Source organism: Micromonospora sp. NBC_01796 (assembly GCF_035917455.1).
In the GTDB taxonomy this organism is placed as follows: domain Bacteria; phylum Actinomycetota; class Actinomycetes; order Mycobacteriales; family Micromonosporaceae; genus Micromonospora_G.
In genome coordinates this window covers 4753292-4777238 of record NZ_CP109078.1, presented here as the reverse complement: position 1 = coordinate 4777238, position 23947 = coordinate 4753292, and the positions used below count along the sequence as shown (strand labels likewise).

The window sequence follows — 23947 nt, the reverse complement described above, 5'->3', positions numbered from 1 at the left end:
CTACTCGTCGACGGGCTGCCGGTCGGGGTCGTCCCGGATCCGGGCCGGGTCAGCGGCGACGAGACTGCCCAGCAGGCCCAGCAGTTCGGCGTTCCGGCTGCCCGGTTCGGCGTGGAACACCACCAGGATGAGGCCGTCGGAACCACCGATCGCCAGTTTGTTGCCCTGCAGGTCGATCTCGCCGACCTGGGGGTGGGTCAGCCTGCTCACCCGGCCCCGCTTGGGCTGCACGTCATGGCGCCCCCACAGTCGCCGGAACCGGTCGCTGCGTACGGACAGCTCTCCGACGAGTTCCACCAGCCGGGGATCGTCGACGTCGGGTCCGGCGAGTGCACGCAGGTTGGCCACGCCCTCCTCCGTCACCTCCTCCCAGTCCCGACGCAGGTCCCGCTCGGCCGGGTCGAGGAACACCGCCCAGAGCAGGTTCACCCCCGGGGCGTAGTTGGGGGAAAGCGCCGCCGCCAGGGAGTTGACCGCGAGTACGTCCGAGAACCTGTTCTGGACGTACGCCGGATTGGTGGGCCAGCCGTCGATGAGCTGGAGAATGCTCGCCGGCACCCGCTCCAGTTGCGGCGACGTCCGTCGGCGGGGCGACGACTGGGCCAGCCGGCGCAGGTGCGACGCCCGTTCCCCGGTCAGCCCGATCATGTACGCGGTCGCCTCGGGGTCGAGTTGCAGCACCGTGGCGAGCGCGTCGAGCACCTGGATCGAGGGGTTACGGTCGCGCCCCTGCTCCAGACGCAGGTAGTAGTCCGAGCTGATGCCGGCGAGCATCGCCACCTCCTCCCGGCGCAGACCCGGAACCCGCCGCATCCCGACACCCCGGCTGATCCCGACATCCTCGGGACGGACCAGTTCCCGCCGGGCACGCAGGAACTCGCCGAGCGCGTTCGTGCTGTCCATGCCACCCACGCTAGTGCCGTTCTCCCCCAGGTGGGTGGCCCTGTCACCCCCAGAAACCCCGCCGTACCGCCGCTTTTCGCCCCTGGATAAACGGATAACCCTTACCGTCCTGATCGGGTCGGCGTGGATCAATCAGATCATCATCGGCACGTACGGCTCGACGGCCACGAATGCCGACTGTTTCGTACCGGACACAATGGACCAGATGGGCCGCACAAGGCCCTGATCGGCGATGTTGTCCGCCGCGTCCGTCTGATCTGCTGTTCGCACCTGTCGGGCGCGTCGAAAGGGTGACTCGTGCTCCTGCTCGTGAAAATCCCGGTGGCACTCTTCACCGGAGTGATCTACCTGATCGTCTCTGCCGGAATCGTCGTGGTCGGCGGCGCGATGTTCCTGGTCAGCCTGGTCCTTGTGGTGTTGTTCAGCCCTCTTCTCGCCGCCAGCAAGGGCAACCTGACCTCCGCCGGCAACTTCCTGTCCAACATCATCAATGGCACGGGTGACATGATCGGAACATTGTGGTCGAGGTGGAGCGAGTTCCTCTCCAGCTGACCACGCGACCGGCATGCGGTCGACCTCGGCCACATAATGCGTCAAGGCTTTACATCAAATTCGATGTAGTCACATCATCGATGATGTACGCCCCAAAGTGCTTTGCCGCCGCCCACGGTCACCGACAGTTGAAAGACGGCTTGCTCGCGGGTACCCACGGGCTCCGGTGTCGATCTACGGTGTCGGGCATGGACCTGGCGACTCTACAGACACGCGCGATGGCGATAGCCGCGCTCTACGACCGGTACAACATCGCCGCCGGACGCGAGCCATGGGGCACCGGCGACCTGGCGTTGGGCTTCGTCGGCGACGTCGGTGACCTCGCCAAGCTCGTCATGGCGGTCGACGGTCGCCGGGAGATCACCGATGCCCGCAACCTGCTCGGCCACGAGCTGGCCGACTGCCTGTGGGCGGTTCTCGTCCTCGCCGACCGGTACGACGTCGACCTCGTCGGCGAGTTCACCCGGATGACGGACGGCATCGAGCGGCACCTGGACTCGGAAGCCCCCTGACGTCCGCACCGGGTCGGGCGGTGGGGGCTGTGATCACCGATGGCGGCAGCTTCAGCCGTTGCCGGGTCGCGTGGATGGTGGCCAGGATGCGTTCCTGGAGGGCGTCAGGATCACTCGCGAGAAGCTCGGTTACCCGACGCGCGGCTATCTGGACCAGTGACGGCAGATCACGCGAGAACTGCTCGACCCTCAGGAAGTCGAGAAACTGTAGCCACCCGGACTCGCCGTACTGCGGGTCGTAGGTGAAGGAACCATCGTCGCGCCAGTACAGGCGGTCCCCCTCGTCGAAGGTCCAGAAGTTCTTGTCCACCCACAGCCACATCGCACCGATGTTGAGATAGGTGCCCGCGCTACGGGACGACTGGAACTCGACGTGGATGACCCACCAGCCCCGATCGTCGTACCACCTACGTGACCTGCCGAGGCGGCGCAGCCCGAGCGGCGCCAGGCCCTCCCGTGCGGCGGACGCGATCAGCCGGGTTGAGGTCGTGTGGTCTGACACGGCGCCATTCTGCTCCCGTTCCGGCGACCGCTGGGACACGGTCGCCGGAACGGCGGAGCAGAACGGCAGCGTCGGCTACATCCGCAGGTGGTCCCAGTCGAGCAGGTCGGCGCCGAGGGCGCTCACGGTCGCCAGGAGGCCGAGGCGGGCGGCGCGCAGGTCGAGGTCGTCGGTCATCACGAACACGTCGTCGAAGAACGTGTTGACCGGCGCGGTGATCCGTCCGGCGACCTCGTTGAAGCGCTCCAGGTCCGCATGCGGGTCGAGTGCGGCGCGTACCTCGGTCAGGACCTCGTGCAGGCGCAACTCGGCCGGCTCGACCAGCGCCTCCGGGCGGTAGTCGGTGGGCGTACCGGCGGGGACGATCCGGCGGGCCCGCTGGATCGCCTCGACCAGGGCGCGGAACTGCTCGTCCTTGACCAGGGTGTCGATCTGGCCGAGCAGCAGGTCGACCAGTCCGGGGCGCTCGGCGTGCGGAAGCGCTGCCCGTACCCGGTCGACCGGCTGGCCCTCCTCGGTGAGCAACTGCTCCAGCCGACGGGTCAGGAACTCGGCCGCCGCGGCGAGCACCGACGGTTCGACCGGCACCGGTTGCCGCCGGGCCGCCGACGCGAGCGCCTCGGTCAGGCTCAGACCGGCGAGTTCCGGGTGGGCGCGGTGCACGGCCAGCAGACCGAGGAACGCCCGGCGTACGGCAAAAGGATCGCTGCTGCCCGTCGGCAGCCCGACCGTGGCGGCGAGCCCGGCGATCAGGTCCAGCCGATCGGCCAGGGACAGCAGCGCCCCGGGCAGCGACTGCGGCAGCGCGTCGCCGGCACCGCGCGGCAACTCGGCCTCGTAGACGGCCTCGGCAACCGCCTCGGACTCCCCCGCGTGCAGCGCGTAGTCGCGGGCCATCACCCCGGCGAGGCTGGTCATCTCGGTGACCAGTTGGGAGCCGAGGTCGAACTTCACCAGCGCGGCGGCCCGGTGCAGGGTCGCCACGTCGGCCGGGTCGAGATCCAGGGCGGCGGCCAGTACGCGGGCCAGTTCGGCGATCCGGTCGGCGCGGTCGGCCATCGAACCGAGCTTGTCGGTGAACGTCAGCCGGCTGATCCGCTCCCGCATCCCGACCAGCGGAACCTTCAGGTCGGCGCGGTAGAAGAAGGCGGCGTCCTCGTACCGGGCGCGGAGCACCGCCTCGTTGCCCGCCCGGACCAGGTCGGCGTCGACGGCACCGTTCGCGACCGCCACGAAGTACGGCAGGAGCTTGCCGTCGGCGTCGCGCACCGGCAGGTAGCGCTGGTGCTTGCGCATCACGTTGACCAGGATCGCCTCCGGAAGCCGGAGGTAGTCGGGGTCGAACCGGCCGAGCAGCGGGGTCGGCTGCTCCACCAGGTAGAGGATCTGGTCGATCAGGGAACGCTCGGCGTCGGTGTCGAGCCGCCCGCCGGCCTCGGTGGCGAGCCGCTCCGCCCCGGCGACGATGAGCCGGCGACGCTCGTCCGGGTCGACCACGATGCCGGCGTCGGCCAGGATGCCGAGGTGGGCTTCGGCCGAGGCGACCGGGATGGTCGGTGCGGGCGAGTTGCGGTGCACCCGGGTCTGCCGGTCGGAGACGAGCGACGACACCGCCACCGGGACCACCTGGTCACCCCAGAGGGCGAGCAGCCACCGGACCGGGCGGGTGAAGGCCAGGTTCGGGTCGTTCCAGCGCATGTTCTTCGCCGACCGCAGCGCGGTCACCACCTTGGCCAGCACCTCACCGAGGACGTCGGCGGCTTCCCGGCCGGCTTCGGGGCGGAGTACGGCGAGGTGCTCGACGCCGTTGAACTCGACCCGTTCCAGGGCGTCGACCTCGATCTTCTGCGACCGGGCGAAACCGAGCAGGGCGGGCGTGGGCTGCCCGTCGGCGGTGAACGCGGCGGCGGCCTTGGGGCCCTTCACCGTACGGATGTGGTCCTCTTCGCGGGCGGCGACGTCGTCGACGACGGCGACCAGCCGGCGGGGGTTGGCCAGTACGCGGATGGTGCCGTGCGCCAGCCGGGTGGCGGCCAGCCGCTCGGTCAGCTCCCGGCGCACCTGCTCACGGGCGGTACGCGCCTCGGCCGGGGGCATCTCCTCGGTGCCGATCTCGAAGACGAGCTGGCGGGTGCCGGTCTCGCCGGTCGGGGTGGCGGTGGGCGCGACGGCCGGCGGGGTCTGCTCGACCACGCCCAGCGGGTGGCCCAGCTCCTCCCTCCTGGCGGCCCAGAGGCGGGCGACCTCGCCGGCCATCCGGCGCATCCGGGCGAACTCGGCGGCCCGTTCGGAGGTGGAGACCGCGCCCCGGGAGTCGAGCACGTTGAACGCGTGCGAGCACTTCAGCACGTACGTGTGCGCGGGGACCGGCAGGCCGGCGTCGATCATCCGCTGGGCCTCGGCTGCGTACAGCTCGAGGAGTTCGCGGTTGGCCGCCACGTCCGCGTCGTCCAGGTAGTAGCGGGACATCTCGTACTCGGACTGGCCGAAGACCTCGCCGTAGCTGACCCCGGGCGCGTACGCGATGTCCTTGAAGTGGCGTACGTTCTGCAACGCCATGATGATCCGCTCGATGCCGTACGTGATCTCCACCGACGGCGGGTCGAGGTTCACCCCACCGGCCTGCTGGAAGTACGTGAACTGGGTGATCTCCAGCCCGTCGAGCCAGACCTCCCAGCCCAGCCCCCAGGCGCCCATCGCCGGGGCGGTCCAGTTGTCCTCGACGAACCGGACATCGTGCGCGGCCACGTCGATCCCGAGCGCGGTCAGGCTGCCCAGGTACAGCTCCTGCGCGTTGCCCGGTTCCGGCTTCAGGATCACCTGGAGCTGGGTGTGCGTCTGGAGCCGGTTCGGGTTTTCACCGTACCGGGAGTCGTCCGGGCGGACCGACGGCTCGACGTACACGGTGCGCCACGGCTCGGGGCCGAGGACCCGCAGGAAGGTCGCCGGGTTGAGCGTGCCGGCACCGACCTCCGTGTTCATCGGTTGGAGCACGAGGCAGCCCTGCTCCGACCAGTACGCCGTCAGGCGGGCCAGGGCATCTTGCATGGTCAGCATGGAAAACTCCGTCCGAGGCGACCCCTGGCAGGCAGGCGGCAGCGGCGGGCCAGGGTTTGCTCAGTGTAGTGACCAGCCAGCGCGCAGTTCGGCGAGCATCCCCTCGACGCTGCGCAGGACCACCCGGGCGATACGCCGCTGGTCGGGCCGGAGCAGGGGATCCTCGGCCTGGGCCTGCCAGCGGTAGAGGGCGTCGACGCCCCGCTCCCACAGTTGCCCGCCGTCGGTGTCCTGGTCCAGCTCCAGCCGTACGGCCAGGCTCGTGCCGTTGCCACCGACGAGCCGGTGTGCCTCGGCGGCCAGGTCCCGGTCGATCTTGGTTTTCGGGTCGCGGAGGGTGGCCAGCAGGCGCAGCTCGCGGAGGTCGTGCGCGGAGGCGAGCACCTGCTCCACCCGGGCCAGCAGGTCCGCCGACCCGGGCCGGGGGTCGCCGCGCACCACCCGTTCCAGGGCGGCGAGCGCGGACCGGGCCTTGAGCACCTCCCGGCGGTCGGTGAAGTACCGGGCCATCGACTCGCGCAGCTCGGTCAGCCCGCTGCGGCGGACGAGTTCGGCGGCGAGCCCGGCCCGGTTCGTGGCACCGGTACGGATCAGCGTGGTGGCCAGGCGCAGTCCGAAGACCCCGAACCGGTCCAGCAGCGCCCGCCGCTGGGTGGCGTCCGGCAGAAGGGTTGAATCGGAATAGTCAGTGGCGGCAGCGTGCAGACCACCGGCGGGGCGAACGGTGGTGAACTGGGTGTTGACGAACCGGTCGGCCGACAGCAGCGCGGCGGTCAGCTCCTCGCGGGGCAGCTCGGCGAGCGCGGCCAGGGCGGCGAACTCGATCTCGCTCAGCACCCGGCCGGCCAGGGCGACCAGCCCGGCCACCGGCACCACCCCCATGCACAGCGGGCGCACCCCCGGCTCCTGGTACTGCCGTCGGGCGAGCTGTTTCGCGGTGACCAGCGCGTCGACCCGGCCGCCGCCCAGTTCGTCCGCGCGGGCGAGGACCTGCAACACGTTGACCGGGGTGGACCGGCCGACGGTCCCCTCGCGCAGCGCCCGGAGGAACCGCAGGTCGGTCTCGCGCCCGTCGCGGGTCAGGTAGAGGACCGCGTCCGCATCCCGGATGATCTTCATCGCGGTGGGGTGTTCCTCGTCCTCGCCAGTCGGCGGGACGGCCGGCATCTCGACCAGGGTGGTGTGCCGCAGGACCCGCGTCGGCCAGCGCACCACCACCTCGCTGACCTGCGTGGACCGCCACCCGCCCAGCTCCACCCGCAGCGCCCCGGTGGACCGGATCACCGGCAGCTCCCACGCCGACCCCTCCGCCGAGTACGCCGTCGCCCCCGGTTCCGGGCCGTCCTCGTACCAGGTGTGCAGCGGGCCGCCGTCGGCCGGCTCGACCGGTGCGACCTCCTCCCCGAGGATCGCGTTGAGCAGCGTCGACTTGCCTGCCCGCCACGACCCGGCGACGGCGATCCGCAGCGGTTCGTCGAACCGGTCGAGATAGTGCCGCAGGCGTTCGGTGGCGGCCGGGTTGTCCCAGTAGAGCGTCAGCGCGTCGGTCAGCAGCGCCGGCACGGACTCGTCCAGCCGGCCGGCGCCGGTCACCGGGGGCTGCCCAGCGGGGCCGAACCCATGCCGCCGCGCCCGGCCGCGAGCTGCTGTACCTGCTCGTAGAGGGCCGCCAGCCGGCGCATCTCCTGCTCGATCTGGCGGTGCCGCTGGTCGCGGGTGGCGGCGTCGGCGTCCGCGGACTGCTTCGCCGTACGCAGGGACGCGACGATCGCCTCCTGGAGGTCCTCGGTCAGGGCCGCGAAGTGGTCACGCAGCATCCGCTGCACCCGCCGGGCGGTGTCCCGGCAGTCCTTGTTCAGGCGCAGGAAGAAGTCGTCCACGTGCCGCTGGGCGGCGATCCGTACCGCCGCCTGCCGCCGCTTGAGCAGCGACTTGCTCTCGTCCCGGATGCTCTTGCCGCCGAACAGCGCACCGGCACCGAGCGACACGAAGTTGATCAGCGGCATGCCGGCCAGGCTGGTCGCCAGCCCGAACATCAACACCCCGCCGTACGAGCCACGCAACGCGGTGACCACCTTCTGGGTCGGCGTGAACCGCTCGATCGGCGGCTGTTCCAGCACCGGGAGCCGTTCGGCGATGTCGGCGGGGACCTGCACCGACCAGTCCGGCAGGGCGTCGTGACCGTACCGGGTGAACTGGGTGGCGACCCGGCCGGCGATCCAGTCGCACCGTTGGGCCAGCCAGACGAAGTTCGCCTCGGCCGCCTCGACCAGGTTCTCCTCCAGCCACTCCTGGAACGGTTCCCACCCGGTCTGCGGGTCGGCCGTCTCGAACGCCTCGTCCACCTGGCGCAGGATCTTGCGGGTCCGGTCGCGCAGGTCGTACTCGATGTCGGAGAGCAGGTCGGCCATCTCGTCGTTGAGCGTGTTCTGCCACCGGGTGGTGCACCGGCGCAGCTCGTCGACCTCGCGCTGGGCGGCCCGGAGCCGGTTCATCGCGGCCGAGTTGTCACCGGAGGAGGCCGAGGTCAGCTCCGCCCGCAGCGGCGCGGCGAGCTGCTCGATCGTGGTCCGGCTGAGCAGGGCGACCGCCGACCGGGCCAGCACCTCGGCCTTGCTGCCCTGGTCGCGCAGGAGCCGGCCGATCAGGTCGGGGAACCGGGACTCGGCGTTGACCACCTTGTCGTCGGTCTGCGCCGCCGCCAGGCGCAACGCGGCCGAGACCGGGATCAGCGCCGCCGGGACCCCGGCGCTGGCCAGGTGCTGCCGGTTGCGGTCGACCACGGTGCGCCAGTCCGGCACCATGTCGATCTTCGTCTGGACGACGATCACGTTCGGGTGCGACTGGGCCAGGTGCAGCAGCAGGTTCAGCTCGGGGACGGAGAGTTCCCTGGTCGCGTCGGTGACCAGCAGGACCGCGTCCGGTCGGGCCAGCGCCGCGTACGCCGAGGTTGTCCGGGCCTGGTCCGGGCCCTCCGCGCCGGGGGTGTCGACCAGGGTGAGCCCACCGGCGAGCAGCCCGCGCGGGACCCCGATCTCGACGTGGGTGCTGCCGACGGCACCGGGACCGGCGACGACCGCGGTGCTGATCCGGGCGGCGACCTGCTCGATCGGCAGCGGCACCCGCTCCGCCGGTACGGGCGCCTCGACGGCCGGTCGGCCGGGTGCCGGTGCGGCGGTACGGACCAGGGCGGCGGTCGGCGCCGGGGCGTGCCGGACCACTGTCGGGACCACAGTGGTCCGGCCGTCACCCACCGGGCAGACCGGCGCGTTGATCAGGGCGTTGATGAGCTGGCTCTTGCCCTGTTTGGGTTCGCCGACAACCAGGACCCGAAGCCCCGGATCCAGCAACTGCACCCGTTTGCGACGTACCGAGTCGACCAGGTCACTGCGACCGTGCGCCGCACAGAGGCGGCTGGTCTCGTCGAGCACGTCAAGCCAAATTGGCGTCATCACGCACCAAGTGTGCCGATTTCGACGCGATTATCAAGTGGCAGTCGACGGGATTATCAAGGGGCCGTACCGGAAAGGGGGCCGGAGGCCGGGCCCACCGCAGCGGGGCCCGGTCTCCGGCCGGTCGCCGCGCCGCGCCCACCCCCGGGCCGCGGCGCAGCCGATCAGAGCAGACCGTCGGTGATGCCGAGCAGTCCGCCGTGGGTGTCGGCGGTGGCGTGCGCGTTCGCACCGAGGCCCAGGTCGCCGGTGAGGCCGACGCCGTCGAGGGTGCCGCCGACGGTGGAGGTGACGCCGCCGAGGACGCCGTGGGTGTCGACCACGTCGCCGACCACCGGGACGCCGTTCAGCCCACCGGTGAGACCGTCGGTGAGGCCACCGGTCAGGCCACCGATGTCGAGCGAGTCGGTCAGGCCGGTCACGTGGGTCAGGCCGGTGACCGTGTTCACCGCGAAGTCCGCGGTGCCGAGCAGGCCGTCGGTGGCGGTGCCGTCGAGCACGGCACCGGTCGGGTCGTTGGCCACGCTCTGCGTGGTGTCGACCAGGCCGGTCACCCCGGAGGTGTTGACCACGCCCAGGTCGAGGGTGTTCGCCACGTCGTTGACGCCGGACAGGTCGGTGGACAGGCCCGCCGGGCTGACCGCCGCACCGATGCCGGGGATCACCGCGGCGGCGGCGCCGAGACCGGTCGGGTCGACCGTGATCGCGCCGAGCATGCCGGCGTTGACGTCGACGCTGTTGCCGAACCCGGCCGAGGTGATCTGGTCCGCCACGGCCTGCAACTGCCCGACCACGCCGAGCGCACCTCCGTCGAGTCCGGCCACGCCGCCGAGGTCGCCGACCGGGGCGAGGGCGGTGATGCCCTGCAGCGGCACGGTGTCCACCACGAACGGGATCACGTCCTGCACGTCGGCCGGGGTGAGGTCGCCCAGCCCGGCGTCGGCCAGGGTGGCCTCCGGGTCCAGCTCGAAGGCCGACCGGGCGTCAACGTCGGTGAGCAGGTTGAGTACAAAATCGTGCAGGTTCTGGGTGGAGTCCATGGTGGACAAATCTCCTCGGGTGAACGGGGGCCGGTCGGGTGGACGGAGGCCGGGGCGATCCGACGACGGGGGCGCCAGAACTGCCACTGACGCTAGGCCGTGGGTGACGTACCGGACATCGGGGACGGATCCCGGTCCTGCGGGGGGCCGGACTAGGGCAGCACCGACCGTCGCCGTTAGGGGCTTAGGGGGTCCGTCCCGTCAGATTTAGGGTCCCGTTGGTGGAGAGATCTCTGGTACGAAAGGATGAGTCAGAATCGCTGAAGGAATCGGGTGCAATGGCGTACGTCCTCGGGATCGACATCGGCGGGTCCCACACCACCGCCGCCATCTCCCGACTCTGGGACAACTCCTGGGCCCCACCCGAGGTGACCTGGCTCGACACCCACTCCCCCACCATCGCACCGGTGCTGCACCTGGCCCCCAACGGCGCCCTCACCCCCGGTGACCCGGCCCTGGGCGGCACCCCGTACGACGCCGGACGGGTCGCCCGGGACTTCGTCGCCCGCGTCGGCGACCCCGTACCGCTGCTGATCGGCGGGGAGGGCTGGTCCGCACCGGCGCTGACCGCCGTACTGACCAGCCGGGTGGTCGAGCAGGTCGCGGCCCACGAGGGCGGACACCCCGAACAGATCGTGCTCAGCCACCCCGCCGGCTGGGGGGCGTACCGGCGCAACCTGGTGCACGCGGCGCTCTGGGAGATCGGGCTGAGCAACGTCACCCTCCTCTCCGAGGCGGTCACCGCCGCCGAGAACCACGTCGCCGCCGGCTTCACCGGGCGCACGGTCGCCGTACTCGCGCTGCGTCCGGACGGGTGCACCGCCAGCGTCGTCGGGCGGGGGCGGGTCGGTGGCTTCGGCGTACTCGACTCGGCCGGCGAGGGCGAACCGTACGGCGGCGAACTCGACTTCGACGAGGCGCTGCACGAACACGTACGGACCGAACTCGGCCGCCAGCTCGGCCCCCGCCAGCTCGACGACGCCCAGGTACGGGTCGCGCTGCTCGAACTGCCCGCCGAATGCGCCCGCGCCCGCGAACGGCTCGCCGTCACCACCGAAACCGACGTACGCCTGCACCTGCCGCACGGCCCGATCCGGGTCCCGGTCACCCGGGCCGAGTTCACCGAACTGGTCCGCCCCGCCGTGCAGGTCGCCGTCGACACCCTCGCCGCCACCGTCCGGTCCAGCGGACTGCCGGGCGACCAGCTCGACGGCGTACTCCTGATCGGCGGTTGGGCGCGGACGCCGCTCGTCGCCGAACTGGCCGAGATCCGGTTCCCCGGCCTGGTCACGGTCGGGCCCGACCCCGACACCAGCGCGGCGGCCGGTGCTGCGGTGGCCGCCGGGCAGATCGTCCTGCCGACCCCCCGACCCGAGCCCCGCGCCCCCGAGCCGCGACCCGCCGACCCGGCACCGGCACCGGCACCGAGCCACCACGAACCACAGTGGACCCATCCCGAACCGCTCCGGGGCCGGCAACCGTCGGGCGACCTGGTACGGCCGGAGCCCGAACCCGAACCGCCACCCCGCCCGCCGATCCGGATCACCCCGCTGAAACTGCCGAAACCCCGTGGTACGGGGATCCGCGGCACCGGCCGTGAAGCGGTCGACGAGCGCCCCGGTCGCAGTGCCCCGAGAGGACAACGTTGAGTCCGCACACCGCCATCCGCCCCGAGCTCGTGCTGGACGGACCCTCCGGGGCGCTGCTCGACGCGGTCGACGCGGACCCGCACGCCCCGCTGGCCGTCGCCATCACCGCCCCCGGCGGGTACGGCAAGAGCGCGCTCCTGCACGAGCTGGCCGGGATCTACCGGCGGGCCGGGCACCCCGTGCTCGACACCTGGCCGGCGGCGGCGACCGCACCCGAGCCGGGTGCCGTGCTGCTGGTCGACGACGCGCACCTGCTCGACGAGGACCGGCTGCGCGAACTGCGGCATTGGCTCGACACCGGCCCGGCCCGGCTGGCGGTCGCGTACCGGCCCTGGCCCCGACCGGCCGCCCTGGTCGAGCTGGCCGAGCAGTTGACCCGGGACCGGCCACCGCTGCTGCTCGCCCCGTTCACCCCGGCACGGACCGCCGCCCGGCTCGGCACCGCGTACGGCCACCGACCCGAACCGAACCTGGTGAGCTTCGTACAGGGGCAGACGGGCGGCGTACCCCGGTTCGTGGAACGGCTGGCGGCGGCCCTGCGCCCGGAGGCCGGCACGCCGGCCCGGCAGCCGCAGGCGGCGGACGCGGGCGGAGCCGTGCACCGGGTGCCCCCGGCCGCGCTGCTGCCGTTCGGGACGGAGGTCGCCGACCTCACCTGGCCGGTCCGGCGACTGCTCCTGGCCGTCGCGGCCGGGGTTCCGCTCCCGGTCGACCTGCTCGGCGCCCTGCTCGAACAGGACCCGGACGAGGTGGACGAGACCCTGGCGCAGGCCCGCGCCAGCGGACTGCTCGGCCCGGACGACCGGCTGCCCCCGATCGTCGAACGGGCGGTCACCTCGCTCAGTCCCGCCGGCCAGCGGATCGCCGTCTGGCAACGGCTGGCGGAACTGCAACGCGTACGCGGCGCCCCGGTGCTGCCCCTGGTCCGTTCCCTGCTCACCCCCGGTGTCGGCGGCGAGAACGCCGGGCTGACCATCGAGGCCGCCGCCGAGGAGGCGCTGGCCGAGCAGCCGTCGCTGGCCGCGGACCTGTTCGCCGCCGCCGCCACGGCGGGCCGACCGACCACCGCCCGACAGGCGTACGCCGCCGCGCTCGCCGGAGACCTCGACACCGCGTTGCGCCTGGCCGACCGCCTGGTGGGCGCCACGAACCCCGACGACCGGCGCGACGGCGCCACGGTCGCCGCGACCGCGCTCACCCACCGGGGGCAGCTCGGCCGGAGCGCCGAGCTGTACCGCTGGTCGAACGCCCCGTCGTCGGCCGCGTTCGCGGCGATCGCCACCATCGGCACCGGACACGACGCCGAACCGGACGCCCCGGCACCGCAGCCGTCGACGGACGGGCCCCCGACGCTGCTCACCAGCGCCGCCCTGCTGACCGTCCGGGGCGTACGCGAAACGCTCACCGCCCCGCCGACCGCGGCCCTGTCCACCCTCGTACAGGCCGCCGCCCTGCTCGAACCCGCCGGCCGTACGGTCCTGCTGCCGGACAGCCCGGCGGCGCTCGCCGCCCTGGTGGCACTGCACTGCGGCGAACTGGAGATCGGCGAACGGGTGCTGGACCGGGCCATCGCCGCCGGCCTCGGCGGGGCACTGATGTCCCGCCGGCACCGGCTGCTCCAGGCGTGGATCCTGATGGTGCGCGGCCGTACGGCGATGGCGGCCGAGGCGCTGCGCACGGTCACCGGCCCGCCCGCCCCCGAATCCGCCGCGCCCGATGCCACCGATCCGCTCGAATCACGCGACCTGCTCTTCGCCAGCGCGCTGGAGATGGGCATCGCCCGACGCGACAGCGACCTGCCGGCGGTGCAGCGCGCCTGGGGGCAGGCCCGGGAGGCGCTGGTACGGCACCCGGTCGACCTGTTCAGCTTCCTGCCGCTGGGCGAGATCACCATCGCGGCGGCCCGGCTGGGTGAACTCAACCGGCTCGAACCGTACCTACGCGAGGCGTACGCGTTGCTGGACCGGCTCGGCGGCCCGGCGCTCTGGGCGACCCAACTGCGGTGGAGCGGCCTGCACGCCGCGATCATCGCCGAACTTCCCGCGGCAGCCGACGAACACGTCGCCGCGCTCGCGGCGAACGTCGGTCACAGCCGGTACTCTGCCGTGATGGCCGCCGCTGCCGAAAGCTGGGTGGAGGTGCTGCGTGGCACCGTCGATCCCGCTCGGGTCGAGACCGCCGCGCGTGGTCTGCACGACGCCGGCCTGGGCTGGGACGGCGCACGACTCGCCGGCCAGGCCGCGATCCGGACCGCGGACCGGCGAGCGATGACCGCGCTGCTCGACTGCGCCCGGATGTTGCAGGGCCGACCGGCCGGACACAAGGGCACCGCGCACCCGGCCGGCGCCTCGAACGCACCCGTGGCCGACGCCGTCACCGCACCCACCGAGAGCCGCCTCAGCGACCGGGAGCAGGAGGTGGCCGACCTGGTCCTGAGCGGCCTGACCTACAAACAGATCGGCGACCGGCTGTTCATCTCCGCCAAGACGGTCGAGCACCATGTGGCCCGGATGCGCCAACGGCTGAACTGCGCGAACCGTGGCGAGCTGCTCAACCGGCTCCGGGTGTTGGCAGCCGAACGGGGCAGCGACGGATCGGCGACGCCGAACTGGCCGAAACGGCCGGCGTCGTGAACGTACCGGCGTGTCGTGCACGGTGCCACGTACCGATGACAGACAACACTGATGCCGGCTGACGGCAGCGAGAGGACAACGACGAGTGGTTTCCCCGATGGTCGCGACCGACAACCTGACCCGACTCCTGGACGACCTCGTCAACCGGGTCACCGGAGCGGACCTGGCGATGGTGCTCTCCCCCGACGGACTACCACTCGCCGCCTCCGGGCAGGTCGACGCCGAACTGGCCGACCAGGTCGCGAGCGTGACGGCGGGGCTGCACGCGCTCGCCGTGGCGACCGGGCGGCAGACCGGCGCCGGCACCGTACGTCAGATCATCGTGCAGATGCGGGAGGCGTACCTGTTCGTCGCCACGACTCGCGGCGGCGCCGTGCTGACCGTACGGTTCGACGGTGACGTGGAAGTCGGCGACGTCGCGTACGAGGTGGCTCTCTTCGCCGGGCAGGCGCACCACCACCTGCCGGTGTACCTCGAACCCGCGCCGATCCCCTCGTCCACGGAGTGAACAACGGATCCGAGCATCATGAAGGAGTACCGGTCGTGAATCCGGACGAGCCCACCGGCGACCTGCGGCTCGACTCGCCGGACCGTCCATCGGGGACCGTCCCACCGTCACCACCGGTGCCGCCACCACCGGTCCGGACCGGTCCGCCGCCCCGTACCCGGGCGGTGGCGGTGCTCGATGCCGTACTCGGGGTGGGGGCGGCGATCCGTGGCGCGTTCGTCTCCGGGCCGGCTCGTCCCGGTACGTCCGGCGGGGTGACCGTCGGGCGTTGGTCGATCGGGGTGGGTGTCGTCGCCGGTGCGGCTGCCGTGCTGTCCGCGCTCGTCCTGCTCATCGTGCTGGTCCTGCGTACGCCGGACGACCACGTTCCGCTGAACGTCGCACCACCGGCCGAGGTGGGGGTGGGCAGCAGCGCCGACCCCGGTACCCCGGGCAGCGAGGCGAGCCCGAACGCGCTCCGGACCGGTGCCCCCGACGCGGAGGCCGTCCCGCCCGCCGGGCTCCCGGCCCGGCCGGAGAACCCCGCCGGTACGGCCACCGGATCGCCGTCCGTCGCACCGCCGCCGCCCGCGCCCCCGGCCGGCGCGCTGACCGCGGTCTACACGATCGGGGACGCGACCCTGGTCGGTTACCGGGTGACGGTGACCATCGACAACCCGAACCCGGCCCCGACGCCGCGTTGGACGGTGACGATCACCCTGCCCCGGCCGGCGATGACGGTTCGGGAGGTGACCGGGGCCGAGGTCACCCAGGACGGCACCACCTGGACGTTCGTCCCGGCCGCCGACACCGGGCCGGCACCGGCGGGCGGCTCGGTCAGCTTCCGGTTCCGGGTCGACGGGGTGGGTGTCAGCTCCGCCCCGACCGCCTGCACCATCGACGGCCGCCCGTGCACCACCGGATGATCGGGACACCCATGGACGAGCACACTCCGATGATGTCCGCCGAGTACGTCGACCGCGTCCGGGAGTGGCACGAGAACGCGTACCGGCAGGCACGGGCCGAAGCCGGACCGGAGTCCGGTACGGGTCAGACGTTCGAGTACCTGGACCGGGTGCTGGTGGTCCCGCCGCAGGTGCATCCGATCACCGGTATGTCGCACCTGCTGGGTGGTGCGGTCCTGGCCGAGGTGCGGGAGACCGACCGGGTGCTGGACATGGGCACCGGCAGCGGTGTCAACGCGATCCTGGCCGCGTCGAAGTCGAGCCGGGTGGTCGCGGTCGACATCAATCCGTACGCGGTGGACGCCGCCACCGCCAACGCCGAGCGCAACGGGGTCGCCGACCGGGTCGACGTACGTCACAGCGACGTGTTCGGCGCGGTCGACGGAGTGTTCGACCTGATCGTCTTCGACCCGCCGTTTCGCTGGTTCGCCCCTCGTGACCTGCTCGAAGGCGCCAGCACCGACGAGAACTATCAGGCCATGACCGCGTTTTTCACCCAGGCGCGGGAGCACCTGACCGCCGACGGCCGGATGCTGATCTTCTTCGGCAGTTCCGGTGACCTGACCTACCTGCGGCACCTGATCGACGCGACCGGCTTCACCGCGACGGTCCTGGCGCAGCAGAGCCTGGTACGCGACGGTTGGCAGGTCGACTACTTCACCTTCCGGTTGACCGGGGCGCAGCCCGCGTAGGGGCCGGGCGACGGGTCACCGGGGCGCTCGGCCGATCCTCTCCAGGCCCCCGGTCGTCTGGCCCACCTCGATCAGGTAGCCGTCCGGGTCACGCAAGTAGCACCGGATCTCCATCCCGTGGTCCTTCGGCTCGGTCAGGAACTCGCCGCCGCGCGAGCGCCACTCGTCGTACACCGCGTGTACGTCCATGACCCGGATGTTCATCGCGCAGCTCAACGTCCCCGAGTCCTGCGGGGCGCGGGCCTGCACGGTCGGCTTGTCGTCGGTCGGGCCGCCCTCGTTGTTGATCACGATGTAGCTGTTGCGGAAGTGCAGGATGCACGGCTCCCGCTCGCGTACGCAGATGGCGCCGAGAACCCGCTCGTAGAACTCCCGCGACCGGTCGACGTCCCGGACGATCAGCAGGCTGGCGAGCACCGCGCCACCGCGGGGTTCGAAGTAGTCGAGCGTCGCTTCGGTCATGTCCGCTCCCCGGGCTCGGTGCCGCCCCCGGTGGGTCGACTGCTGCCGCATCCCCGCTCTGCGGAAAACAAACCCACTGCCGTACGGGCCGAGCCGGCCGATCTCGTCACCCGGCTCGGCCCGTACGGGTGGGTCGGTCAGCGGGTCAGCAGCCGATCCGGCTCGACCCGAGCGCCACGTCGTCGAACCAGAGGGTGTCCGCCCCCTCGCCGTAGCTCTCCCAGCCCAACCGCAGGTCGGTCAGGTTCGGTCGCCAGTTGGCCCGGTTGAGCCACTGCCCGTCGATGTCGTGGGTCGGGGTCCCGTCGACGGTCAACCCGGTCACCGCGCCGCCGTCGACCCAGGTCTGCAGGCGGCCCTGCACCCCGTCGACGACGAACTCCACGCAGGTCCACCGGTTCGTCGGCAGCGGCACGCTGAGCGCCACCCCGGCCGGGCTCTGTTCCGGCAGGGTCGCGTCGTCCGAGGCCCGGTTCCACTGCAGTGCCCCGTTCTGGCCGCCGACCCGCAGGTCACGGTTGCCGTCGTTGGCGTCCCGCATGGCCAGGAAGGTCACGTGCTGGGTCGGCAGGGCCGTGGTGTGCCGTACCCAGAACCGGCCGTACCGCACCTGGCCGAGTCCGGTGAGGTCGCGGGTGGCCCGGACGAACACGTGGTTGCAGTAGCCGGCGGTGCCGTTGATCCGTATGGATTTCGTGCCCTGGTGCGCCACCGTGGTGTCGACCGTGGCCGTACCGCTGCCCTGGCAGTCGGGGTAGTTGACGTTCCAGTCGCCGGTCGGCGTACCGCCGGTCTGGCTCTCGAAACCGTCACAGAACGCGGCCGTGCCGCATCCGCTCGGCGGCGGGGTGGTCGCGGGCGGGGTGGTCGGCGGCGCGGTCGTGGCCGGCGGCGTCGTGACCGGCGGGCTGGTCGGCGGCGGGGTGGTGGCCGGCGGCGTCGTGCTCGGCGGCGGGGTGGTCGGCGGCGGCGCCGTGGTGGGTCCGGCGTCGTTGCACGGTACGCCGTTGAGCGTGAACCCGGTCGGCGTCGGGTTGCTGGCCCCGAAGGTGCCCTGCACCCCGAACTCGGTGGACCCGCCGGCCGGCAGGCTCCCGTTCCAGCCGGCGTTGGTCGCGGTGACCACCGCGCCGACCTGGGTGACCTGGGCACTCCAGCCGTTGGTGATCCGCTGGTCGGCGGCGGGATAGGTCCAACGGACGGTCCAACCGGTGACCGGGGTGGCGCCGTTGGTGACCCGGACGGTGGCGGTGAACCCGCCGGGCCACTGGTTGACCTGGTAGTCGACCAGGCAACCGGCCGCCGCCGAGGCGGGTTGGGTCAGGATCGGGCCGGCGAGGCCGACGACGCTCGCGGCGAGCGCGGTCACCAGGGCGGCGACCACCGGCACGCGGCGGCGCGCGGGGATGAGTCTCATGACGGGTGGGTTCCTCTCGACCGGCTGTCGGGGCCGGTCGGAGCCGGTCCGCCGGCAGCGTGGCTGCGACGACTTCACGGCCCCCGCGTCGTTGCGCGGACGGCCGCCACCCGGCTCCGGTGCTCGTGTCCGCCGGCACCCGGTCAACCCGTGCCCGTGCCGGCGACGACACCCGCCCATGCTATATACCGGCATCTATTCCTACAACGTCCCGACGGCGTTGACGGCCCCCGTCGCGGGTGTACCGGCCCGGACGGCGGGTAGACCGGCTCGACCGGGGGGCCGACGGGGAGGACGACCATGAGCAGCGGACGGGTGCCGCAGGGTTACACCGAACAGAAAGCCCAGGTCGGTGACGTGGCCCTGAACTACGTACGCGGCGGCCGGGGCGATCCCCTGGTGCTGCTGCACGGCTACCCGCAGACCTGGTACATGTGGCGGAAGGTCCTGCCCGAACTCGCCCGCCACTACACGGTCATCGCACCCGACCTGCGCGGCGCCGGGGACAGCGACGCACCACCGGACGGGTACGACAAGAAGACGCTCGCCGACGACGTACACGGCCTACTCGCCCAACTCGACCTGGACGGCGACATCTCCCTCGTCGGGCACGACATCGGGACGATGGTCGCGTACGCCTACGCCGCCGAGCACGGCGACGAGGTGGGCAAACTGGTGCTCACCGAGGCACCGATCCCGGACCGGACCCTCTTCCAGATCCCCGCGCTGACCGAGGACGGCCCCGGCTTCTGGAACATCGGCTTCTTCAGCCTCCCCAACGGGCTGCCGGAGGAGATCATGAACGGTCGGGAGGACCTCTGGGTGGACCGGTTCACCGACTCGATGGAGGTCCAGGACGGCATCACCGCCGACGACGTACGCGAGTACGCCCGGCACCTGGAGGACGACGCGCACCTGCGGGCGAGCTTCGCGTACTTCCGTGCCCTGCCCCAGGACGTCGCCGACAACACCGAGTACGCCAAGACGAAACTCACCATGCCGGTGCTCGCCCTCGGTGCCCGCGCCAGCCTCGGGGACGCCGTACAGAACCAGGTCCGGCAGTACGCGACCACGGTGAGCGGCGACGTCATCGAGAACTCCGGGCACTGGATCTTCGAGGAGCAGCCGGCCGAACTCACCGACCGGCTGCTGCACTTCCTCGAACCACCCGCGTGATAGCGGATCGGGCTACCCGGCGTTGGACCACGACCGGTTGGACAGCACCAGCCGGTAACCGTCCGGGTCCTCGACCGTCACGCCCCACCGGTCCCAGTACGCGCCCTGCGACACCCTCCGCCCGCCGGCCTGCTCCAGACGGGTCACCAACGAGTCGTCCACCGGCCCGGCGAGATAGAGCACCAACAGGTCCTCCTCTGTCGGCACGGGGCGCACCGTGAGATTCTCCCCGCCGACCAACTCCAGGTGCCAGGACGCCTCCGGCCAGCCGAGCATCAGCAGGTCATGCTCGTCCGGGCCGCCCGCGACCCCGCGGTAGAGCACCTCCAGGCCCAGACCGTGTACGTAGAAGTGTTCGGCCGCCGCCAGGTCACGGCTGGGCCGGGCCAGGCGGATCGGCGTACTCGGGTCGATCATCAACAGCTCCGTTCTGCGTTTGATGATCAGCCTGCGAGTTGAAGCTCACTTGAGGTCAAGGCAGCAGCTCGAAGCGCACGTGTGGCGGCGACCACCGTCAGAGCGTGACCACTGCGTCTTCGGCGAGGGTGAACAGTCCGGCGTCGAAGGTGATCGTGGTCAGTTTCGTGTTCTTCGGTACGTCGAAGTAGACGAAGGCGCGAATCGAGTTGCCCGGATTGATCTCGTCCAGGAAGCCGGCGCCATCCTTGTTGCCGTAGATGTTCGCCTCACCGTCCGCCTCGTATTCGCGGTTGCTCGCGTCCTGCGCGCTGACGGTTCCGTCTGCGTGGAACAGATGGGCCTTCTTCGTTACGTTCTTCACCGAGACATCGGTCCGGCAGAAGGTACCCTGCGCCTTCCGGTTCAGGTAGGAACTGCCCACCTGGGCGATGCCGCACTTGACGCCATGCACGACGAATTCGAAATCGCCGCCCCGTACGGTCTCACCGACCTTGTACTTCTTCGGCTCCTCCGGCGGTGGCTTCGGCGCCTCGGTCTTGGCGGGTTCGGCGGCCTTCGGAGCCGCCGGGGCGTCGGAACCGGTCGCGGCGGCCGGCGCGGCGGCCGAACTGGTCGTCTCCTCCAGGTCCCCGGAGGTGGCCGCGATGATCGTGCCGCCACAGCAGAGCGCGACCACGATCCCGCCGCCGATCAGGCTCGGCACCAGCCACCGTCGGCGCTTACGCGGAGGTGGCACCGCGACCGGGTACCCCGGTTGCGGCGCCGCAGCCGGGTAGCCGGGCGGCGGCGGGGCGGGCTGGTAGCTCGCCACGCCCGGCTGATAGGCCGGCTGCGGCGGGTACGGCGCGTGCGGCAGCTCGGGCTGGTACGGCGGCTCCTGGCCGGGGTGGTTCGGGGTGCTCATGGTCTTCTCCGCGTCAATGTCAGTGGCACCCCGCCTCGGGAGCGCGAGCACAGACGTTGCCACAACTGGGAGCGACAGCAGAGCATCATTCGGTCACTCTGAGCGGCTGAAAAGTTAACCCTCCTCTAAGGACATACACCCGTGTCGCAGCCTCCGTAGGCCGCTCGAACACGCAGTTTCCACAACCAGCCAAACGAAAAGCCGAAAGGGTGGAACTACATCAGCGACAAGTCAATTCCGTACACCCTGATCGTCAGGGGGCGATGGAAGTACGGGCGAGCCACTCCGGGGCGAGCAGTGACCAGATCTCGGTGTCGTGGCGGACTCCCCGGTACGGGAACGTCTCCCGCAGTACGCCGTCCAACCGCATCCCGAGCCGGCGGGCGACCTTGCTGCTGGCGGTGTTCGCCGGGCTGGTACGCCACTCGACCCGGTGCATCCCGCGTACGCGTACCGCCCAGTCGACGAGGTGCCCGGCCGCCCGGCTGATCAGACCCCGGCCCTGCCCGGCCGGTTCCAGCCAGCAGCCGATCTCGCAGATGCCGGTGTTGGTGTCGAAGGAGGTGAACATGGTCCCGCCGACGAGGGTGCCGTCGAGCCAGATGCCGTACAGCCGGCCGGCGTCGCGGGCGGCGAGGTCCGCGTACCGCTGGAGCGTGGCGCGGGCCGAGTCCAGGTCGGTGCTTCGGCTCGCCCACGGAATCCACGGGTCGACGGTGGCGCGGGCCCGGTCCATGTGGGCGAGGAACTCCTCGGCCTGCCACGGTTCCAGCGGGCGCAGTTCGGCCCCGGCGTCCAGTGCGATCGCGAACATCCGGGCACTGTATCCGTCGGTTGACCGGGCTCAGTCGGTCAGGGCGGCGACGTGGTCGGGGCCGAGGACCGGGAGGTAGTCGGTCGGCAGGTCGAGGCACGAGGTGACCGGCTCGGCCGCCTCGATGATGTCGAGCATCCGCTCGACCAGCGCGTCCGGGTCGGGACGCAGTTCCGCGCAGAGCCGTACGTGCACCGCGCGCAGGGCCGAGCCGATCTCCTCGAAGTCCTCGTCGTCGGCGGCCTCGCCGAGCGACCCGAGCAGGGTGTCCCAGCGGCGGGCGGCGTACTCGACGGTGAGCAGGGTCGACTCGGTGGCCGGGCGCTGGGCGAGCACCTCCAGCTCCTCGACGAGCTGCTGACCGGCCTTGGCCGCGTCGTACGGATCGGACTCGTCGGTGGCGGTGAGGCCGTCGACGGTCGCGCGCACGTCGGCCAGTTCCGGGTCCGTCGGTGCGCCGAGCTGCCCGGCGTACGTCAACAGCCGGGTCTCCAACCGGCGGTCGGTGACCGCGTGCTCGGCGACCAGCATGGCCAGCCGGCGGATCGGGAGGGTGGCGGCGACCTCGGCCAGCCGGCGGACCTCCGGGTCGACCTCGACGGTCGACGGTGCGGTGGCCGCCGAGGACCAGTGGAACCCGTCACGGAGGGCGGCGAGAGTCAACGTGACCGCGTGCACGCACAACTCGTCCGGATCGGCCTCCGACGCGGCACACTCGCACTCGCCGGTGAACGCGCCACCGACCACGCCGACCCACACCTCGTACGCCGTGGTCCCCTCGCCGTGTACGGCGCCGATCAGGCCGCCGCCCACCTCGACGGTACGGCCCAGCCGGCCGTCGGCGAGCAGTTCCTCGGCCTCGCGGTAGACCGCCGGATCCACCGCACCGCGCACCGCGTCCACGTCGATTCGCACAACCATGCGCACATTGAACCGGTGCCGGTACGGCGACCGGTACCGGGGGCGCCCGGGTGAGCGGTCGGTCGACGCGCCCACCCGGTCCGCCCCGCCGCGCTGGCCGGGTGCGACTACCCGAAAATCAGCTGCAGTACGACCACGCGCTCGTCCACCAGCTGCGGTTGCCGCCGGCACCGCCCCATTGGATGCACTGGCTCGGGGCACTGATCCGGATCGGACCGGCGTAGTACAGGAAGTTGCCCTCGTCGATGCCGGACCGCCCGTCCGGAGTCCCGATCGAGGCGGCCACCCAGGTCGCCTTGCCCCGGTTCGCAGTCTTGATGGTGACCACGCAGTTGTAGGCCGCACCGCCCCGGGAGGCGAGCACGTAGACCGTGGCGCCGGAGACGCCGTGGCTGTCGAGCACGTAGTAGTCGGACCCGCAGAGCGCCACCGGGCTCTCGGCGGCCTGTGCCGGCGCCGCGATGCTCAGCGACGCCGCGACCAGCATGATCGCCGCGGCGGCGACACCCAGCAGTCTTTTCTTCATTTCTTTCCCCCATATCCGGTACGGCACATAACCGACAGGTTCGGTGATCTACCGCACAGGGCAGGCTAGATCGAGGGCTTTCCACCCGATCGTCCAAGTTGATCGGGTGTGAGCCACGCCACCGTCGGTCCACTGTGGCCGCAGAAATTCGCGGGACCCTACCGCTGGGTCGACGTAGGGTCGGGATCCATGGGGACGGTTCTCTCGGTGAACCTGGCCGTGCCGGAGGCGAACAGCGCCAAGTCGGTCGGCGTCACCGGCATCAACAAACAGCCCGTCGACGGCCCGGTGCAGGTACGCGCTCCCGGCCCGAAAACCACCGGGCTGCACAGCGGCCTGGTCGGTGACCAGATCTTCGACATCGCCAACCACGGCGGCGACGACCAGGCGGTGTACGCCTACGCCCGCGAGGACTACGACTGGTGGGAGACCGAACTGGGGCGCCCACTGCGGGGCGGGATCTTCGGCGAGAACCTCACCACGACCGGGCTGGACGTCAACGGCGCGCTCATCGGTGAACAGTGGCGGATCGGCGCCGACCTGTTGCTGGAGACCACGTTCGGCCGGATCCCGTGCGCCACCTTCCAGTTGAAGATGGCCGAGCCGCGCTGGGTGAAGCGCTTCACCCGGGAGGTGCGGCCGGGTGCGTACCTGCGGGTGGTCGAGCCCGGCGAGGTCCGTGCCGGTGATGACGTACGGGTGGTCCACCGCCCCGAACGCGGGATGACCATCGCCGAGGGGTTCCGGGCGTGGATGCTGGAGCCGGAGTTGCTGCCCCGACTGGTGGAGGCCGACGGTGTCTCGGAACACCTGAAAGAGGAGATCCGGCAACTGCTCGCCGCCCGCGCGAAGTCGTAGAGTCG

General features: G+C 71.5%; 22 protein-coding genes. 9 read left to right on the top strand and 13 right to left on the bottom strand.

Annotated features, from left to right (window positions below; translation table 11 throughout):
• Positions 1-903, bottom strand: a complete 903-nt coding sequence (locus OIE47_RS22130; RefSeq protein ID WP_326556440.1) for a helix-turn-helix domain-containing protein — start codon at positions 901-903, stop codon at positions 1-3.
• Between the two features lie 297 nt (positions 904-1200).
• On the opposite strand from OIE47_RS22130, the gene OIE47_RS22125 reads away from it, so the two are divergent.
• Positions 1201-1455: a hypothetical protein gene (locus OIE47_RS22125; RefSeq protein ID WP_326556439.1), complete on the top strand. Its 255-nt coding sequence runs from the start codon at positions 1201-1203 to the stop codon at positions 1453-1455.
• A gap of 188 nt (positions 1456-1643) precedes the next feature.
• The gene (locus OIE47_RS22120; protein WP_326556438.1) at positions 1644-1967 is read left to right on the top strand and encodes a nucleotide pyrophosphohydrolase; all 324 of its coding nucleotides are present in this window, start codon (positions 1644-1646) and stop codon (positions 1965-1967) included.
• Here OIE47_RS22120 and OIE47_RS22115 read toward each other — a convergent pair.
• The 5 genes from OIE47_RS22115 to OIE47_RS22095 all read right to left on the bottom strand — a co-directional run bounded on the left by OIE47_RS22115 (position 1915) and on the right by OIE47_RS22095 (position 10018).
• Positions 1915-2469, bottom strand: a complete 555-nt coding sequence (locus tag OIE47_RS22115; protein ID WP_326556437.1) for a hypothetical protein — start codon at positions 2467-2469, stop codon at positions 1915-1917. The genes OIE47_RS22120 and OIE47_RS22115 overlap by 53 nt on opposite strands.
• 75 nt (positions 2470-2544) lie before the next feature.
• Positions 2545-5526 carry a glycine--tRNA ligase gene (locus OIE47_RS22110; protein ID WP_326556436.1) on the bottom strand — a complete coding sequence of 994 codons (2982 nt, stop codon included), beginning with the start codon at positions 5524-5526 and terminating at the stop codon, positions 2545-2547.
• A gap of 60 nt (positions 5527-5586) precedes the next feature.
• A complete protein-coding gene (locus tag OIE47_RS22105) occupies positions 5587-7119 on the bottom strand; it encodes a hypothetical protein (RefSeq protein ID WP_326556435.1) in 1533 nt (510 codons plus the stop codon).
• Positions 7116-8978 (bottom strand): dynamin family protein, encoded by a 1863-nt coding sequence (locus tag OIE47_RS22100; RefSeq protein WP_326563195.1) that lies wholly within the window; start codon positions 8976-8978, stop codon positions 7116-7118. The genes OIE47_RS22105 and OIE47_RS22100 overlap by 4 nt, the downstream gene beginning before the upstream one ends.
• Before the next feature lie 164 nt (positions 8979-9142).
• The gene (locus OIE47_RS22095; RefSeq protein WP_326556434.1) at positions 9143-10018 is read right to left on the bottom strand and encodes an IniB N-terminal domain-containing protein; all 876 of its coding nucleotides are present in this window, start codon (positions 10016-10018) and stop codon (positions 9143-9145) included.
• Between the two features lie 278 nt (positions 10019-10296).
• Between OIE47_RS22095 and OIE47_RS22090 the strand changes: the two genes are divergently transcribed.
• The 5 genes from OIE47_RS22090 (at position 10297) to OIE47_RS22070 (ending at position 16444) form a co-directional block, all read left to right on the top strand.
• Positions 10297-11667: an Hsp70 family protein gene (locus OIE47_RS22090; protein WP_326556433.1), complete on the top strand. Its 1371-nt coding sequence runs from the start codon at positions 10297-10299 to the stop codon at positions 11665-11667.
• Positions 11664-14300: a helix-turn-helix transcriptional regulator gene (locus tag OIE47_RS22085; protein ID WP_326556432.1), complete on the top strand. Its 2637-nt coding sequence runs from the start codon at positions 11664-11666 to the stop codon at positions 14298-14300. The genes OIE47_RS22090 and OIE47_RS22085 overlap by 4 nt, the downstream gene beginning before the upstream one ends.
• A 97-nt stretch (positions 14301-14397) precedes the next feature.
• Positions 14398-14808: a roadblock/LC7 domain-containing protein gene (locus tag OIE47_RS22080; protein WP_326556431.1), complete on the top strand. Its 411-nt coding sequence runs from the start codon at positions 14398-14400 to the stop codon at positions 14806-14808.
• A 35-nt stretch (positions 14809-14843) separates the two neighbouring features.
• Positions 14844-15713 carry a cellulose binding domain-containing protein gene (locus OIE47_RS22075; protein WP_326556430.1) on the top strand — a complete coding sequence of 290 codons (870 nt, stop codon included), beginning with the start codon at positions 14844-14846 and terminating at the stop codon, positions 15711-15713.
• Positions 15714-15724: 11 nt separating this feature from the next.
• Entirely contained in the window at positions 15725-16444 is a 720-nt protein-coding gene (locus tag OIE47_RS22070; RefSeq protein ID WP_326556429.1) for a methyltransferase, read from the top strand.
• 15 nt (positions 16445-16459) lie between these two features.
• On the opposite strand, the gene OIE47_RS22065 is transcribed toward OIE47_RS22070, so the two are convergent.
• Complete coding sequence (locus OIE47_RS22065) at positions 16460-16906, bottom strand: VOC family protein (RefSeq protein ID WP_326556428.1); 447 nt, start codon at positions 16904-16906, stop codon at positions 16460-16462.
• A 145-nt stretch (positions 16907-17051) separates the two neighbouring features.
• Positions 17052-18323 carry a cellulose-binding domain-containing protein gene (locus OIE47_RS22060; RefSeq protein ID WP_326556427.1) on the bottom strand — a complete coding sequence of 424 codons (1272 nt, stop codon included), beginning with the start codon at positions 18321-18323 and terminating at the stop codon, positions 17052-17054.
• Between the two features lie 300 nt (positions 18324-18623).
• On the opposite strand from OIE47_RS22060, the gene OIE47_RS22055 reads away from it, so the two are divergent.
• On the top strand, positions 18624-19499 hold the full coding sequence (locus tag OIE47_RS22055; RefSeq protein ID WP_326556426.1) for an alpha/beta fold hydrolase: 876 nt from the start codon (positions 18624-18626) through the stop codon (positions 19497-19499).
• Positions 19500-19511: 12 nt separating this feature from the next.
• Here the strand turns inward: OIE47_RS22055 and OIE47_RS22050 are convergent, their stop codons facing one another.
• The 5 genes from OIE47_RS22050 to OIE47_RS22030 form a co-directional block, all read right to left on the bottom strand.
• Entirely contained in the window at positions 19512-19916 is a 405-nt protein-coding gene (locus tag OIE47_RS22050; RefSeq protein ID WP_326556425.1) for a VOC family protein, read from the bottom strand.
• A 97-nt stretch (positions 19917-20013) separates the two neighbouring features.
• Positions 20014-20823: a DUF4352 domain-containing protein gene (locus tag OIE47_RS22045; RefSeq protein WP_326556424.1), complete on the bottom strand. Its 810-nt coding sequence runs from the start codon at positions 20821-20823 to the stop codon at positions 20014-20016.
• A 253-nt stretch (positions 20824-21076) separates the two neighbouring features.
• Positions 21077-21637 carry a GNAT family N-acetyltransferase gene (locus tag OIE47_RS22040; RefSeq protein ID WP_326556423.1) on the bottom strand — a complete coding sequence of 187 codons (561 nt, stop codon included), beginning with the start codon at positions 21635-21637 and terminating at the stop codon, positions 21077-21079.
• A 30-nt stretch (positions 21638-21667) separates the two neighbouring features.
• A complete protein-coding gene (locus tag OIE47_RS22035) occupies positions 21668-22558 on the bottom strand; it encodes a hypothetical protein (protein WP_326556422.1) in 891 nt (296 codons plus the stop codon).
• A 118-nt stretch (positions 22559-22676) separates the two neighbouring features.
• Entirely contained in the window at positions 22677-23084 is a 408-nt protein-coding gene (locus tag OIE47_RS22030) for a hypothetical protein (protein ID WP_326556421.1), read from the bottom strand.
• 189 nt (positions 23085-23273) lie between these two features.
• Between OIE47_RS22030 and OIE47_RS22025 the strand changes: the two genes are divergently transcribed.
• The gene (locus OIE47_RS22025) at positions 23274-23942 is read left to right on the top strand and encodes an MOSC domain-containing protein (RefSeq protein ID WP_326556420.1); all 669 of its coding nucleotides are present in this window, start codon (positions 23274-23276) and stop codon (positions 23940-23942) included.
• Positions 23943-23947: the final 5 nt, after the last annotated feature.